At 44.5% G+C, this 16096-nt stretch carries 14 protein-coding genes; 9 read left to right on the top strand and 5 right to left on the bottom strand.

Going from position 1 to position 16096, the window contains the following annotated elements:
• Positions 1-56 precede the first annotated feature (56 nt).
• Entirely contained in the window at positions 57-902 is an 846-nt protein-coding gene (locus CGZ90_RS05430) for an STAS domain-containing protein (protein WP_094251293.1), read from the bottom strand.
• A 336-nt stretch (positions 903-1238) separates the two neighbouring features.
• Here CGZ90_RS05430 and pheA point away from each other — a divergent pair, with 336 nt between their 5' ends.
• The gene (gene pheA, locus CGZ90_RS05425; RefSeq protein WP_094251292.1) at positions 1239-2063 is read left to right on the top strand and encodes a prephenate dehydratase; all 825 of its coding nucleotides are present in this window, start codon (positions 1239-1241) and stop codon (positions 2061-2063) included.
• A gap of 177 nt (positions 2064-2240) precedes the next feature.
• A complete protein-coding gene (locus tag CGZ90_RS05420) occupies positions 2241-2888 on the top strand; it encodes a metallophosphoesterase family protein (RefSeq protein ID WP_094251291.1) in 648 nt (215 codons plus the stop codon).
• A 36-nt stretch (positions 2889-2924) separates the two neighbouring features.
• Here the strand turns inward: CGZ90_RS05420 and CGZ90_RS05415 are convergent, their stop codons facing one another.
• Positions 2925-3494, bottom strand: coding sequence for an MEDS domain-containing protein (locus tag CGZ90_RS05415; protein ID WP_094251290.1), 570 nt, complete (start codon positions 3492-3494; stop codon positions 2925-2927).
• 275 nt (positions 3495-3769) lie between these two features.
• Here CGZ90_RS05415 and CGZ90_RS05410 point away from each other — a divergent pair, with 275 nt between their 5' ends.
• The 5 genes from CGZ90_RS05410 (at position 3770) to CGZ90_RS05390 (ending at position 6689) form a co-directional block, all read left to right on the top strand.
• Complete coding sequence (locus CGZ90_RS05410; RefSeq protein WP_094251289.1) at positions 3770-4234, top strand: GNAT family N-acetyltransferase; 465 nt, start codon at positions 3770-3772, stop codon at positions 4232-4234.
• A gap of 110 nt (positions 4235-4344) precedes the next feature.
• The gene (locus tag CGZ90_RS05405; protein ID WP_094251288.1) at positions 4345-5166 is read left to right on the top strand and encodes a hypothetical protein; all 822 of its coding nucleotides are present in this window, start codon (positions 4345-4347) and stop codon (positions 5164-5166) included.
• 12 nt (positions 5167-5178) lie between these two features.
• Positions 5179-5709 carry a GrpB family protein gene (locus tag CGZ90_RS05400; RefSeq protein ID WP_240515349.1) on the top strand — a complete coding sequence of 177 codons (531 nt, stop codon included), beginning with the start codon at positions 5179-5181 and terminating at the stop codon, positions 5707-5709.
• Positions 5710-5742: 33 nt separating this feature from the next.
• Entirely contained in the window at positions 5743-6255 is a 513-nt protein-coding gene (locus CGZ90_RS05395; protein WP_094251287.1) for a GNAT family N-acetyltransferase, read from the top strand.
• Positions 6252-6689: a GNAT family N-acetyltransferase gene (locus tag CGZ90_RS05390; protein WP_094251286.1), complete on the top strand. Its 438-nt coding sequence runs from the start codon at positions 6252-6254 to the stop codon at positions 6687-6689. The genes CGZ90_RS05395 and CGZ90_RS05390 overlap by 4 nt, the downstream gene beginning before the upstream one ends.
• Before the next feature lie 335 nt (positions 6690-7024).
• Here the strand turns inward: CGZ90_RS05390 and CGZ90_RS05385 are convergent, their stop codons facing one another.
• The 3 genes from CGZ90_RS05385 to CGZ90_RS05375 form a co-directional block, all read right to left on the bottom strand.
• Positions 7025-7882 carry a carbohydrate ABC transporter permease gene (locus tag CGZ90_RS05385; RefSeq protein ID WP_094251285.1) on the bottom strand — a complete coding sequence of 286 codons (858 nt, stop codon included), beginning with the start codon at positions 7880-7882 and terminating at the stop codon, positions 7025-7027.
• Between the two features lie 24 nt (positions 7883-7906).
• Complete coding sequence (locus tag CGZ90_RS05380) at positions 7907-8791, bottom strand: carbohydrate ABC transporter permease (protein WP_094251284.1); 885 nt, start codon at positions 8789-8791, stop codon at positions 7907-7909.
• Between the two features lie 92 nt (positions 8792-8883).
• Positions 8884-10131 (bottom strand): sugar ABC transporter substrate-binding protein, encoded by a 1248-nt coding sequence (locus CGZ90_RS05375; RefSeq protein WP_094251283.1) that lies wholly within the window; start codon positions 10129-10131, stop codon positions 8884-8886.
• A 396-nt stretch (positions 10132-10527) separates the two neighbouring features.
• On the opposite strand from CGZ90_RS05375, the gene CGZ90_RS05370 reads away from it, so the two are divergent.
• Complete coding sequence (locus tag CGZ90_RS05370; RefSeq protein WP_094251282.1) at positions 10528-12687, top strand: glycoside hydrolase family 3 N-terminal domain-containing protein; 2160 nt, start codon at positions 10528-10530, stop codon at positions 12685-12687.
• Positions 12688-12705: 18 nt separating this feature from the next.
• Complete coding sequence (locus tag CGZ90_RS05365; protein ID WP_094251281.1) at positions 12706-16047, top strand: GH36-type glycosyl hydrolase domain-containing protein; 3342 nt, start codon at positions 12706-12708, stop codon at positions 16045-16047.
• Positions 16048-16096 lie beyond the last annotated feature (49 nt).

Genomic DNA, 16096 nt, shown 5'->3' with positions numbered 1-16096 from the left:
ACCAAAAAATGCAGTGAAGCCTTCAAAAGGTTCACTGCATTTTTTTATTGGTTCTATTAGTTTTTTGTATATTGTAACGCGGAAAGAGCTTGTTTAAGGCTTCCCAACGTTTGTACACGGTCAAGCTGGACATTCAATTGGATTGCTTTTATGGCAAGTTCGGGCCTGAAACCAGTTAGGATTATTCTAACGCCAAGCAGTTTCAAAGCATCAGTCAGCTGAAAAACCTCAATAATGGAGTTTTCGTTCAATGTGTATACACCTGATAAATCAATGATAAGCGCGGTTAATTTTTGCTCCAGGCACTGATGTAAGACGGTGTCCTTTAGAAACATTTCCTCAGATTCGATCTGTCCTTTTAATGGGAGTACGCCGAGCCCTTCAAAAAGCGGAACGACTGAATAAGCGTATTGCTGAAGTGTATTTTTAAGTTCAGCATCCTTTTTTTGATAGTTCTCGACGTACGTTTCACAAAAACGATAATGAGCAAAATCAAAGAGAATCGCGATTTTTTTTATTACATCAAACCACTCGGTCATCGGAATGTCTTCAATTTCAGCGATATTCTTGAGAACTGCAATGATTTCCAATCGTACGAAAGGAATAGGCTGCAGTGCAACATCAAGAGACTGGCCGTATTTCACAGCAAAATTAGCCGTCTGATCTGCCCAATTCATTAATGTTCTCTCGGCTTCTTGTAGGTCGGAGTTCATGAGAGATTCACCGAAAAGTATAATGAACGTTTTAATAAATTCGTGTGACATCTCTTTATTGTGCGGTATGTTATTTTTAACTGGAAATCTATTAAAACGATCTGTTAAAACTTGTTTCGCGATGTGAAAGGACTGATTACTTAATTCATTACCAATCTTGTTAAGTAAGGATTGGTTTATCGTCTCCAACGTCAATTCTCCTTTTTAGTGGAAAGGGATTTTAATCCATTATAAAGTATAGTCATTTAGTTGGATATGCGAAGTTATGTCGAAACATAGCACTACCGTTATGTTTACAGTACAACCAGGGGTTGGGGCGTGCTTTTGGCCATTAAAATCGGTCTTATAATTTTTTTAACAAGTTATTGGTCTTTGACAATGCTTGGAATGGCGGTTTATTTCTGATGAACTTTGGAACTTTAATTTTAATGAGAAAATATAAAGTAGAATTGCTTTTTATGTTGGTGTAACGTTGCATTCCATGTATACTGATATGAAAAGAAAAAAGGCAGGCGTTTAAACAGAATGAGAGTAGCATACCTAGGACCTCAAGGAAGTTTTTCAGAAGAAGCAGCGCTGCGTTATTTTACGAATGAAGATGTGGAATGGCATAAAAGCGGTTCAATCGTCGATGTGCTTGAAGCTGTCGGCGATGGAACGGCCGATAAAGGAATCGTGCCGATCGAAAACTCGATTGAAGGTACGATTACGATTACTGCCGATGGATTATTGACGCACGATTTGTTTATCGAAGCAGAGGTCATTTTTCCGGTTTCATTAAACCTGCTTACGATTGAAGGAGCTTCGCTGGACGAGATTAATGAGGTGTGGTCGATCGTGCCTGCCTTGGCTCAATGCAGGGATTTCATCAGGCAGTCAAAGGTGAAGACACGGCAATTCGACAGCACATCTGCAGCTGCTCAAGCAGTAAAAAATCAAGAGCGAAAAGACGTAGCAGCTATTGCATCGAGGTATGCAGCTGAGGTCTTTGATCTGCAAATCGCCAAAAGCGCTATTCAAGATAACAGCAACAACCACACGCGTTTTGTCGTGATTAGCAAAAAGAAGTGCAAACCTGTGCAGGAGCAGACGAAAACAATGCTGCTCATCTCGCCGACTGAAGACTATTCGGGTGTGTTGTCTTCTATTCTGAACGTCTTTTCGGCACTTTCGATCAACTTAAGCTGGATTGAATCACGGCCGACGAAAAAACAGCTCGGAACGTATCACTTCTTTATCGAAGCACTGAACGGCATGCAGGAAGAGAAGATGAAAAAGGCGATCACGATTCTGCAGGCATTCGGGCATGATGTGCGGGTGCTCGGGAGTTATGGTACGACGAAGCTTTAAAAGAAATAAGCCGAGGGTAAAGTCAAAAGTGAAACACTTGCATCTGCGAGTGTTTTTCTTTTATACAAGTTCTTCCAAAATGATAGTATTAGAAGAGAAGGATTTCCGGTGGGGGTACGGTACCAAGTCGGTACCGTACCCCCAGTAATCTTAGAAAGAAGAAAAGGAGCAAATCTATTGAATTACTTTGTCATTGGCGATGTTCACGGCTGTTATCATACATTTAAGAATATGATCAATACTTATTGGGATCGTGAAAGAGAAGTTCTGATTCAGCTTGGTGATTTAATTGACCGCGGGAGAAATTCTCCGCAGATGGTCAGATTTGCTCGGGAATTAAGTGCGGAATTTCCTAATACAGCAGTGTTTTTAAAAGGCAATCATGAGTTTGAAATTATTGAGCATTTTTTCGTGAAGCATAATGAAAACTGGCTCCGGCAGTGCGGCGATGATACGTTGAGGCAGTATCAAAACGTGGACCGAGACTGTGAGAATGATGTGAGATGGATGAAAGAGCTGCCGCTGTTTTGGGAGAATAATCACTTGTTTATCAGCCACGCGGGAATATCGGAACAAGGCGAGGACCCGTTCAATGAAGATAACGAGTTTGGTGTGTTGTGGAACCGCAGCCCATTGAAAGATATCGGCAAGCTGCAGATTTACGGCCACACACCATGCGATATCCCGACACACGACAATAAAAGCAACGCTTGGAACATCGATACCGGCGCTGCATACTTAGGCTACCTAACAGGCGTAAAGGTTACTCCAGCAGGGGAAGTCATTCAGTTTATCAGGGAAGATACAGACCTTAGAGACAGATAGAAAGCACCAGCGGCCCGGCTGGTGCTTTTAGCGGCTTTAGCTTCTAATCTTAGGCAGATATTGCTCAGACTCAATAAAACCATCTTCAAGCAATACATATGGATGTGTTTCCATTAACACTGTTTTAAGGTAGTCGGGCATCCTTGCTGCTTCGTACGCACAAATTAAAGGAAATGACATTTCATTGACCGCTCCGTCTATTACTTTTTCTAAATCCTCAATAAGGTGAAGCGGATCTTCCATCGTGGCCCATTCAACATGTGCCCAAAACCGGAATGTTTTATTATTTTCCAAGTATGGCTGTACCGTTTTACTAAAATAATTCACGATCGCAGGAGGATGATAGCTGCCACTTGAATAATAGAAATCGAAGTTGTTTACATGATGGAAGAATTCGCGCTGTTCTTTCGAAAGCCGTGTGTTCAGTTCTTTTTGAATCAAGCGGTGTATTCGTTCGTTTTCAATAAATATAACGTAATCTCCCGCCATGATACCATTTTCGATATAACTCACAGCTTGTTCAACGTAATTCTTCATGTCGTTATACTTATATACGACATGCACACTTCTTTGCTCATCAAATAATTGGTGCATTCTGCTATTCAAGTAATCACCCCTCATTTCCTATTTTTTACTATTAATACTATTTTACTTCATTTCGGTAAATAAAGCGAAATATCGATTTTTTTACGGGGTAATAATTAAGGATTCGAAATTTTCTTCAATGGTATCTATGAATTTGTTAATGTTTCAAACGTGAGGATAACTATATACAAGTTCTTCCAAGATGGTAGAATTGAGTGACTGATTATAAAAGGTAAGAACTATCTAGTATGAATGCAGGATTGGTCTTGTCGACGTAATAGAATGGAGTGCGAAAAATGATTAAGTTAGAAAAAGTAGATGAAGTTGAATTTAAAAGATATATAGATTTTTTGATTCCTGATCATGCGCAGGAAATCACCAAAAACTTTAACCTAACAATGGAGCAGGCGTTGGAAGAAACAGAAATGATGATGAATGACCTGTTTAAGGATGGATTATCTACTGATGGGCAATATTTATACAATATTAAAGACACTCATTCCAACGAAAAAGTCGGATTTCTCTGGTACAGTATCATATCAGAAATTAATCAAGCCTATTTGTACCATATCTTAATCGACGAATCCCAAAGAGGCAAAGGGTATGGAACGAAAACGCTTGAAAAGCTTCAAGCTATGCTCAAAGAATATGGCGTGAAATCAATTGGATTAAGTGTTTTCGGAAGTAATGAAGGGGCTTACCGGTTATACAAGAAACTCGGGTATTCAACTACAAGAATATCCATGGAGATAGTTCTATAATACAAATGCTCAGAATGGAAAATCTGGGCTTTTTTTTATGTGATCAAAAGGGAGGAAAGTGTTCGGGTTGAATATAGATAGAGAGGGATAAATAGAAATGGAGCGGGATAATGGCGAACAAAAGCTACGGGAAATATGAAGTGCCTGAGACGCTAAAGAAAATTATAGCGTTGCAGAATGAATTAAAGGAGCGGGGGAAGCTGCAGTATGGCGATTTACTCGGTCTGTATTTTGCAATAGAGGGCTTGGAATCAAGGTATTTGAACACCCCGCTGGATGTCATCCCGTTCGCACGGCCGGGAGTAGATGGTATTCATTTTGGATTTTTGACGGAATTTGGACAAGTTCGGGATTTGGAGGAAGCGTACATTGTCCGAGTGATCCCAATGGATTTTGATGATCCGGTACAAATTGTAGCGAGGAATATACGGGACTTTATGACGTTATTGTGCTGTCATCCTCCTGCGCTCGAGGTGCTGGATAACAACGTAAGTGAAGAATATTATCTTAAGGTTGCAGAGGAGTATCCAGATATCACTGGGGGTAGTCAAAAGGATGAAGTAAAAGAGCTGTTTCAACAAACTTTTCAATTGCAGCCACTTCCTGATATCTTGGACTATTATAATACAGACCGAAATGAACGGTACAAGGAGATAGTGGTGGAAACTGAAGATGGCATTGGGGTAGTGAATAGGGCGAGTGAGACAGAGGAGCATAAACGTTTCGATTTGAGGCGGCAAGAAGAGTTGCAACTATCAAAGATTCAGCCTTTTTTTTCGTCTGCAGGCTATGAATCCAGACTGGCATTTTTGCGGGATGCGCAGTCGCTTGGATTGCTGCATGAAAATGGAGAAGTAAAAAGCTTTTTGGTGGATCAGCTGATCTTGATGGGCTTGGAGGATGAAGCGGAGAGGCTGTCGCATTCTGACTAAGGAGGAATTAGGATGACATTTAACCGTGCGATGAACATTAAAGTGACGGATTATGATTTGAGATGGGCTGCTAAGTTTGAAGAAGAGGCAGCCAGGATACGGGATATTTTTAATGGAGAGCTGGTGGACATCCATCATATTGGAAGCACGTCGGTTCCTGAACTGAAAGCGAAGCCTGTTATCGATATGATGCCGGTCGTTCACGATATTGAAAAAGTGGATGCGTTTAATGAGAAGATGATAGAAATTGGGTATGAGCCGCTTGGGGAGGCTGGTATGCCTGGCAGGCGGTATTTCCGCAAGGGCGGGGAGAACAGGACACATCAAATACACGTGTTTCAGGTAGATAATCAGCATGATATCGGGCGCCATCTCGCAGTTCGTGATTATTTACGATCGCATCCAGAAGAAGCGGCGGAGTATGGCGAGTTGAAGGCGCGGCTAGCGAATGAGTTCCCGGATGATATTGTCGGATACAGTGAAGGCAAGGATGAGTTTGTGAAGAACCTGGAGCGAAAAGCGATGGAGTGGCGTGAAAGATAGATGAAACGGAATTTTTGGAAGAGGGCTGTTTACATGAAAATAAGAAAAGCAACGTCTGCTGATGTAAAAAGCATCGCGAAAGTACACGTAGATAGCTGGAGAACGACATACCGAAATATTGTGCCGGATGAACATTTAAATGAGCTGACCTATGAAAGTAAAGAGCAGCAATGGGAGTATATTTTATCGAAAGCAACAGTATTTGTTGCAGAAAACGAGAAGGATGAGATCGTTGGTTTTGCAAACGGCGGTCCGGAACGATCAGGAGATTATCCTGGATTTGATGGAGAATTGTATGCGATCTATGTGCTGGCTGAATACCAGCACAAAGGGATCGGGAAGATGCTGATGGAGCCTTTGGTTGAAGAGCTTAAAGAGCAAGGGATTTTCTCGATGATCGTTTGTGTTCTGGAAGATAATCCCTCTCGACAGTTTTATGAGAAGCTCGGGGCTAAGAGAATCGACACCCTTAAGATTGAGATAGAAGGAAAAGAACTGAACGAAAGTGTATACGGATGGGAAGACATTAGGGGGCTAGTGAAATGAGTGCAGTGAAAGAGAGAGTTCTGGAACTGACAACGGCTGAACAGTGGAAAGAAGCTTACCCTGTTATGAGCCAGCTTCGGACGGACTTAACAGAGCTTGAGTATGTTGAATTGTTGAGCGAGATGGCAGAGGAGGGGTACCGTCTTTTTGCCTGGTATGATGGTGATGCGATTGTGGCGCTTGCTGGAGCTGGATTGAGGATTAACTTTTACAATAAGCGACATGTGTTTATTTATGACCTGATAACGGATAACAGCCGCCGTTCGCTTGGATACGGTGAAAAGCTTCTGAATGCTGTCCATGAGTGGGCAAAAGAAAACGGAGCGCATTATGTGTCGTTAGAATCAGGTTTGCAGCGCAAGGATGCTCATCGCTTTTATGAAGAAAAGATGGGTTATGAGAAGTGGTGTTATTCGTTTAGGAAGAAACTTTAGTATGGAGAAATTAGCATATGAGAAACCTGCCTTTTTGTTAGTCGCACTGGATGGTTTAAGCTTATGCCAAAATGATTGCCACTAGATAGGCAAGACCCGCAAATTTAGAATTAGACCCGTAAATTTCAATCTAGACCCGAGAAACTCTCACTTCGACCCGCAAATTCAGAATTAGACCTGCAAATCCGTTCCAATGACATATGTAAAAAAAAAACAGCCCCAAGAGGTCATGTCGATGACCTCTCGGGGCTGCTTGATGTCCACTCTATATGGACTTTTTTGCATTTTTGTCTTTTCGGGGTACCGTACCCCCGAAGAATTTTTTTTATGTTTTCTTACTTCATCCCCGAAATGGTATACCCTTCAATGATGTGCTTCTGGAATAGCATGAAGATGATGATGATCGGTACTACCATAAATGTTGAGCCGGCCATCTGCAATGCGAAGTTTCCGCCGTATTGACCTTTCAATAAGCTTAAACCGACTGACAACGTGTACAGGCTTTCATCGTTGGCGATAATCAACGGCCAGAGGAAGCTGTTCCATCCTGCGATGAACGTCAGGATACCCTGCACGGCTAGGATTGGGCGGGAAATCGGCAGGATAACCTGCATGAACACTCGGAACTCGCTTGCGCCATCCAAACGTGCGGCTTCTAACAGTTCATCAGGAATCGTGCTCATGAACTGGCGGAACAGGAAGATGCTGAACGCCCCGACCAGTCCCGGAAGGACGATACCGGCCATTGTGTTTGTCAGACCCATCTGGTTCAGGATCAGGTATACCGGAATCATTGTGACCTGACCTGGAATCATCATCGTTGCCAGGACGAGATAGAACAATTTGTCTTTGCCTTTAAACTTGTATTTAGCGAAAGCATAGCCTGCCATTGCGTTCAGAAAGAGTCCGCCGAATGAGCAGAGCACGACGATGATCGTGTTTTTCAAGTAAACACCGAAGTTCATGTTTTCGAACAGATATGTGAAATGCTCGAGCGTGAACTCCTCTGGCCACAGCGTTGGAGGAAACTGCAGGATTTCGCTTTCCGGTTTAAAGGACGACAATATCATCCAGATAAAAGGGATGGAAACAAGAAGTCCGCCCAGCGCTAGGATGATTCCTGCGATCCATTGCTGTGTGTTGTAAGACTTTTTGGCATTAGTTAAAGCTTTATTAGAAGCGTTCGTTTTCATGTTCTCACCTCATATCTTCTCACTTTAAAAGTCTGTATCTTTCTTCTGCAATCTGAATTGAATCATCGTGATGATGATAATTGCGATGAACAAGATGAATGAGCCTGCTGCTGCGTAGCCGAAGTTGCTTAGCTGGAATCCGTTGCGATAGATGAATAACGCGACGGATGTCGTACTGTCGAGCGGTCCGCCTTTTGTCATGACGAAAGGCTCTTCGAAAAATTGCAGCCAGCCGATCATCGTTGTGATCGATACGAAGAAGATCGCGTAGCGCAGAAGCGGAAGCGTGATGTTCGTCAGCTGTTTCCAGTTGCTCGCGCCGTCAAGCTGTGCTGCTTCGTAGTATGTTTTCGGAATTCCTTGCAATGCAGCGAGGAAGATGATCATGTTTACGCCGATCGCACGCCAAAGGGCGAGGGCGATGAGCGAGACTTTGGCCATCGTCGGATCCTGCAGCCAAGGAACAGCCGGAACATTAAAGAAGCTTAGCAAGTAGTTGAACAGACCGAACTGCGGGTTATACAGATACGCCCACACGACCGCAACCGCGACCACGTTTGTGATCGAAGGCATATAGAACACGAGACGAAACGCTTTGAAGATGCGGGCTTGTCCGAAATTAATGAGAAGCGCGATACCAAGCGAGCAGATAATGACGAAAGGAACGCCGAACACGACATAAAAAAGGGTGTTTCCGATCGATTTTAAGAAAATAGGATCTTTGAATATTTCTTTGTAGTTCTCTAGGCCGATAAACGAGATGTTCGACCAGTCGGCGATGCCGGCCAGGTCAATATCCGTGAAGCTGATGATAAGTGCAACGAAGATCGGCAGGAGAGAGAATAGCATAAGCAAGGTGATAGCTGGCCCGATAAATAGATACGGGGTTTTGTTTGAATAGCTTTTCATGTCTGTCCCTTCCTTCCATTAACGCCCGAGTGACCGCTATATAAAGGACAACGAGCAGGATAACCTGCTCGTTATGCCTATAGAAACCGGACTTATTTCTTTAAAATGTTTTCTGATTTTTTCTGGAAAGCATCCATTTCTTTTTCTACATTCGCACCGCCGCGGTAGATTTTCTCATAGCTAGAAAGGTACGTTTGAGCAATTTTTTCCCATTGTTTGATGACTGGCATTGGCTTGGAAGATTCCATCTGCTCGCCGAACGCTTGGTAAAGTTCGTTGTCTTTTAATGAAGGATCTTCCCACGCCTTTTGTGTAGAAGGCAGAGAGTTTGTCATGTCCATCCACTTTAGCTGTGTTTCTGGCTTGCTCATGAATGAAAGGAATTTTAATGCTTCTTTTTCATGCTCTGTATGCTCAAATACTGACAGGTTTGATCCGCCTAGAGCAGAAAGGTTGTTTTCTTTTGCAGGCAGAACAGCTGTTGACCATTTTCCTTTCAAGTCAGGAGCTTGGTCGTTGATCATCTTGATCATCCACGGTCCGCTGATGAACATTGGAAGGATGCCGTCGTTGCCGAATGCCTGAATGATATCAAGTCCAAGGTCTTCTTTCGGAGCAGCACCTGATTTGTAGAAACTGTTCAAATATTCAACGGCTTCAACGAATTTCGGCTCGTTAAACATTGGCTTGCCCTCAGCGTCCAGAAGCTCGGAACCGTTCTGGCGTGCGAACATGAACGATAAGCTCTGCTCTTTAGGATCAAGCGTGATGCCATACTTGCCTTTGCCGCGGTCAGCCAGCTTGTCCGCTGCATCCTTTAGCTCGTCCCAAGTTTTCGGCGCGCTGTCATAGCCCGCTTCTTTTAATAGATCAGAACGGTAGTAAAGAACACGAGTATCGATGTACCAAGGAACACCGACCATTTTATCTTCGTACTTTGTCGTTTCAACTGAACCTTCATAATAGTTTTTCGGATCAAGCTCCGGGTAGTCTTTCACATGCGGAGTCAGATCTTTCAATGCTCCTGCAGAACCGAATTCAGGAATCCAAGTCGTACCCATCTGAACAACGTCTGGGCCTTTTTTTGATGCGACAGCTGTTAATAGCTTGTCATGCGCTTGATCCCAAGGAATCGCCTGTACTTTAACATCGATCTTCGGATTTTGCTTTTCGAATTCTTCCGCGATCTTAGGAAGGGACTTCGCTTCTTCACCCATTCCCCAAACAGTGATCGTTGTTTTGTCACTGTCTCCGCCAGAACAGCCGGATAGTGCACCAGAGACAACGAGTGCGCCGAGCATCGTGCTTGCCATTGTTTTCTTAAACCAATTCTTCTTCATGGTAGTTCCCCCTGTTCTTAAGTAAAGAGTGCCCCAAAAGCCGCAGTATTTGCAGCGCTGGTTAAAGATAAATGCTGTGGTATAAAGGTGAAACGTTTTGATTAACTCTGAAAAAAATATTGTGAGATAGTGAAATTAGTTGTTGAAACGTTTCGATAAGCACATTATAATTCAAGTTGTAATCGTTTTCAATACACGAAATGAAAAATACTTTTATTTTCCACATTGTGGGCTGTGAAACCTTGATAATAAAAGGTTTTATAAGTATGATGGCGATGTGTTCTACCTAACTTCGAAATTGACACTCAGGAGAGAGAGTCATATAATCGCCTTGACTTCAATAGAAACGTTTCGAAAAACAAAATAGTGTCCATATTAATAGAGGAGGATATGTTAATGACCACAAACCGTATCCAAAGTCTGCTGCAGCAGATGACATTAGAAGAAAAGATCGCCCAGCTGACACAGCTGGCTACGCCTTTTTATAAAGGAGCATCAGACGGCGGGCAGATCACCGGTCCGATGGCGGAGCTTGGAATAACGGAGGAGGTTGTGCAAAACACCGGTTCTGTTCTTGGTGCTTCAGGGGCCAAAGAGGTGCGCAGCATCCAGGAAACTCATTTAAAAGAAAACCGTCTCGGCATTCCACTATTAATGATGGCAGACATCGTGCACGGATTTAAAACGATCTTTCCTGTTCCGCTTGCGATCGGCTGCTCATGGGATACGGAAGAAGCAGAGCGAAGCGCAGAGATTGCTGCGAAAGAAGCATCGGTTTCAGGAGTGCATGTAACGTTCGCACCGATGGTCGATCTTGTGCGCGACCCGCGCTGGGGAAGAGTGATGGAGAGCACGGGAGAAGATCCTTATCTGAACAGCGAATTTGCTCGGGCGTTCGTCCGCGGTTTCCAGGGCAATAATATGACGGAGGAGACAGATCGCGTAGCAGCGTGCGTGAAGCACTTTGCCGCATACGGTGCAGCAGAAGGCGGACGCGACTACAATACCGTCGATATGTCCGAACGGCAGCTGCGTGAATCGTATTTGCCAGCTTATAAAGCCGCGCTCGACGAAGGCTGCGAGATGGTCATGACGGCGTTCAATACGGTAGAAGGTGTACCGGCAACCGGCAACCGCTGGCTCATGCGCGATTTGCTGCGTGAGGAAATTGGCTTTAACGGTGTGCTCATCTCTGACTGGGGTGCAGTAAAAGAAATGATACCGCACGGTGTGGCAGAGGACGAAAAAGAAGCGGCACGAAAAGCAATCGAAGCCGGCGTTGATATTGAGATGATGACATCAACGTATGTTCATCACGTGAAAGAACTGGTTGAAGAAGGATCATTAGAAGTGAGTTTGATAGACGAGGCTGTGATCCGGATTCTAGAACTGAAAGAGAAGTTAGGGCTTTTTGAAAATCCTCACCGAGGAGCGGATGTGGAGCGTGAGCAAGAGCTTATCATGCACGCCGATCATCGGAAGGCAGCAAAAGAGCTCGCAGTTAAATCAAGCGTGCTGCTGAAGAACAGCGGAATTTTACCTTTGAAAACAGAGCAGAAAGTAGCACTCATCGGACCTTTTGCGCAGAGCGGAGACATTCTTGGACCATGGTCTTGGCAGGGATCGAAAGAAGAGGCGGTTCAGCTTTATGATGGATTGCTTGAAAAATCGAGCGGAATTTTCGTGGCTAAAGGATCGGATATTGAAACAGGCTCTGAGGAAATGTTGAACGGGGCGCTCGATGCCGGCGAAAAAGCAGATGTGATTGTTCTGGCGCTCGGTGAGCATTCTGATATGAGCGGAGAAGCGGGTTGCCGCGGAGATATCAGGTTGCCGGAAGTCCAGTTGGAGCTTTTATCAACAATAAAACAGCTCGGCAAGCCAATCGTAGTTGTCCTCTTTAACGGACGTCCGCTTGATCTGACAGGTGTTGTTCAGGAATGTGACGCGATCGTAGAGGCGTGGTATCCGGGAACAGAAGGCGGAGCGGCGCTGGCAGACCTTTTATACGGTGATGCAAACTTTTCCGGTAAGCTGTCGATGTCGTTTCCGCATACTGTTGGGCAGGTTCCGGTATATTACAACAACTACAACACAGGCCGGCCGCAAGGTGCACCTGATGCGCAAGTGCGTTATGTCTCGCAATATCTGGACATCCCGAATGAACCGCTTTATCCGTTCGGCTACGGCTTAAGCTATACAACATATGAATACAGCGGACTCCAGATTTCGTCAGAAACGATGACACCTGATGAAACGCTCACTATCAGTGTGGATGTGAAGAACACAGGCTCTATGGCAGGCGAAGAGATCGTTCAAATGTACGTGCGTGATATGGCGGGTGAAGTAATCCGCCCGCTAAAAGAATTAAAAGACTTTGAAAAGCTGCCGCTGCAGCCGGGAGATAAGAAGACTGTAAGTTTCACTTTAACCGAGGAGCAGCTTCGCTATCATCATATAAATCTTACTTATAAAAGCGATGCGGGAACGTTCACCGTTTATGCAGGACCGAACAGCCGCGATGTTCAATCGGCAACGTTCACACTTCTGAAATAAAGAATCGAGGGGAAAACCATGACAACAGCGACAGAAGCAACGTTTGAAATAAAAGCAGGAGATTTTACCTTTTCATTCTTGAACAGTGGTGACGTGTATAAGATGTCCCACGGCCAGACGATGATCAACCAGCTCGCATCCAATCCGATCGACGGGTCATTGAACAATATTTATTTGAGATTGCACCAGCTTGACGGAGTAAAAGCGTACCCGCTGCTTGGAGTACGTTCTGGAAGCAAGGTACACCATACTGATAAGCAGGTGATCTGGGAAGGTGCGGTCGAAGGTGTTTCGTATGAAGTGACGTTAACGTTAACGAAGCAGGGTATCTGGTTCTGGGATGTTGTTCTCGATGGTGAAGGAGAAGCCGATCTCGTATACGGACAAGACGTAGGGATCGCCCACCAAGGTGCAGTAAGGACGAATGAAGCGTTCACATCGCAATATATTGACCATAAAGTGTTCGATGACAGCAAGCTTGGATATGTCATTTGTTCACGCCAGAATCAGCCGAACGGAAAGGCATTTCCGTATTTGCAGCAAGGTTCATTGAACAAATCGGATGGTTTTTCAACAGACGGCTTTCAATTTTTCGGATTGTCTTATAAAGAGACGGATGAGCCAGAAGCTCTGAAACAGGAGCATCTCGCAAATGAAGTCTATCAATATGAGTTCGCGTATATCGCCCTGCAGTCGGAAAAAGTAGAACTCAACGGAAAAGAGAGATTTGTATTTTACGGAGTGTTTAAAGAAGATCATCCAGCCGCAGTGATGGAGCTGGAATTTTCGGAAGAGGTACAGCAAGCTTGGGAAGAGGTTCAGAAGCTTGAAAATAGTCATGCGGCCTTGATGCCAGATGTAGAACTTTCTGAAGTATTTGCTGGATCACTCCAAACTGTTGAAATGACGGAAAAAGAGATTCAGAAGCTTTATCCTGAAAGAATTTTAGAAGAACGTGAAGGTGATGCACTGCTGTCGTTCTTTACGCCTGAGCATGATCACGTGGTGCTTCCGGCAAAAGAAAGAATTGTAGAACGTCCGCATGGCCATATTCTCGTAACAGGTGAGACAGTGCACTACAAGCCTGATACGATCACGACGACTTCGTATATGTACGGTGTGTTCAACTCGCAGCTTGTTGTCGGCAATACGTCGTTTCATAAGATGCTGACTAACACCCGAAATGCATTGAACATCACAAAAACATCCGGGCAGCGTATTTATGTGGAACGTGACGGCCGATTCTATCTTCTGACGATGCCGTCATTGTTTGAGATGGGATTCAACTATGCACGCTGGTATTACAAGACAGAAGATGACACGATCATCATCACGAACTTCACAACGGTTGATACACCTGAAGTTCAGCTGCAGGTTACCTCACAAAGCGGTAAATCGTATCGCTATCTTGTGACGAACCAAGTGTCGATGAACAACATGGAATATGATGTTCCGTTCCATATGCATAAGGAAAATAACGTGTTGACGTTTACAGCCGATCAGGCTTCTGACAGCGCCAAAACGTATCCGTATCTAAGATACCGTATGAAAGTGGACGGTGCTGAGATGTCGGTGAGTGATGAGCGAATCTTCGGAAAAGGCATGCAAACGGGCTCAGCTTCGCTTGTAGTGTTAGACGTTCAGCCAGCGGCCGAATGGAAGCTGACGGTACAGGGGCTGATTGACGGGCAGGACATTCCATTTGCTGAGCGTGATGCGGAGCAAGAGGTGGCAAAATATCGTGATTACATGAACGGTGTGAAACGCGGTTTCCGTCTGTCTCAGCATGGTGAAGAGACGGAAGAGCTTCAGAAAATGAACGTCCTGTCATCATGGTACACTCACAACATGATGATTCATTATTCTGTTCCGCACGGACTCGAGCAATATGGCGGCGCGGCGTGGGGAACACGTGATGTGTGCCAGGGGCCGACCGAATATTTCCTTGCGATGCAGCATCATGATGCTGTAAGAGATATTTTATTGACAGTATATACTCATCAATATGAGAGCACAGGAAACTGGCCTCAATGGTTCATGTTCGATGAGTATCACAAAATTCAGCAAGAAGAAAGCCATGGCGATATCATCGTCTGGCCGCTGAAAGCTGTCACTGAGTATCTTGTGGCAACGCATGATTTTAGCATTTTAGAGGAAAACGTGCCATACACAGACAGCGAAGGCTTTGGTTTTACAGAAAAAAAAGAGACACTTTACGAGCATATTCAAAAACAAATTCAATATATAAAGAACAACTTTTTGCATGATACTCATTTGTCTTCTTACGGAGACGGTGACTGGGATGACACGCTCCAGCCGGCAAATCCTGACCTGAAGCAGTATTTGATCAGTTCGTGGACAGTTGCGCTCACGTATCAGACGATCACGCAGTTCTCGAAACTGCTTGAAAACGTGAACGGCGAAGCGGCAGAAGAAATGACACAGCTGTCGCAAAATATTAAAGATGATTTCCAAAAGTACATGCTTCAAGACGATGTAATTCCAGGTTTTGTATACATGGAAAAACAGGACGAGGCTAAATTGATGCTCCATCCGACTGATGATACGACAGGAGTACAATACCGTCTGCTGCCGATGACGCGCAGCATGATCGCCGAACTATTAACGGCAGAACAAGCTCAACAGCACTATGATTTGATATGTGAGAAGTTCTACTGCCCGGATGGCGTTAGACTCATGAACAAGCCTGCGCAATATAAAGGCGGTGTGAGCACACATTTCAAGCGTGCCGAACAGGCGTCGAACTTCGGACGCGAGGTTGGTCTGCAATATGTCCATGCCCACATCCGATTCGTTGAGGCGATGGCCAAACTCGGTAAAACAGATGAAGTCTGGCGCGGCCTTAACGTGATCAATCCAGTCGGCATTCAGGATGCGGTGCCGAATGCGGAGCGCCGCCAGAGCAACGCGTACTTCAGCAGTTCGGACGGAGATTTCAAATCGCGTTATGAAGCGGAAGAACGTTTCGGTGAACTCAAAACAGGTGATGCAAAGGTCAAAGGAGGCTGGAGAATTTACTCAAGCGGTCCTGGAATCTACATGAACCAGCTGATCTCAAATTGTTTGGGCATTCGGACGGCAGGGGAAGACTTGATAATAGACCCTGTTTTGCCGGATTCACTCGATGGACTTGAATTCCGGTATGTAATCGACGGAAAACCTGTGACGTTCCATTATCATTTGCATGGTGAAAAGAGCGGGAAAGTCGTCGTCAATCATATTGAGGCAGAATCTGTCCGCATTGAAAACCGCTACAGAAAAGGCGGAATGCGTGTGCAAAGAAGTGTTATTTCAGACCTTTTAAATCAAAGATATAACGTTATTCATGTGTATATGTAATGGGAAACAGGCGGCCTGATTATCAGGTTGCCTTGTTCCATCTCTAGCA

Origin of the sequence: Fictibacillus aquaticus (assembly GCF_002245695.1) — a bacterium.
Classification (GTDB): domain Bacteria; phylum Bacillota; class Bacilli; order Bacillales; family Fictibacillaceae; genus Fictibacillus; species Fictibacillus aquaticus.
This window is presented reverse-complemented; position numbering and strand designations above follow the sequence as displayed.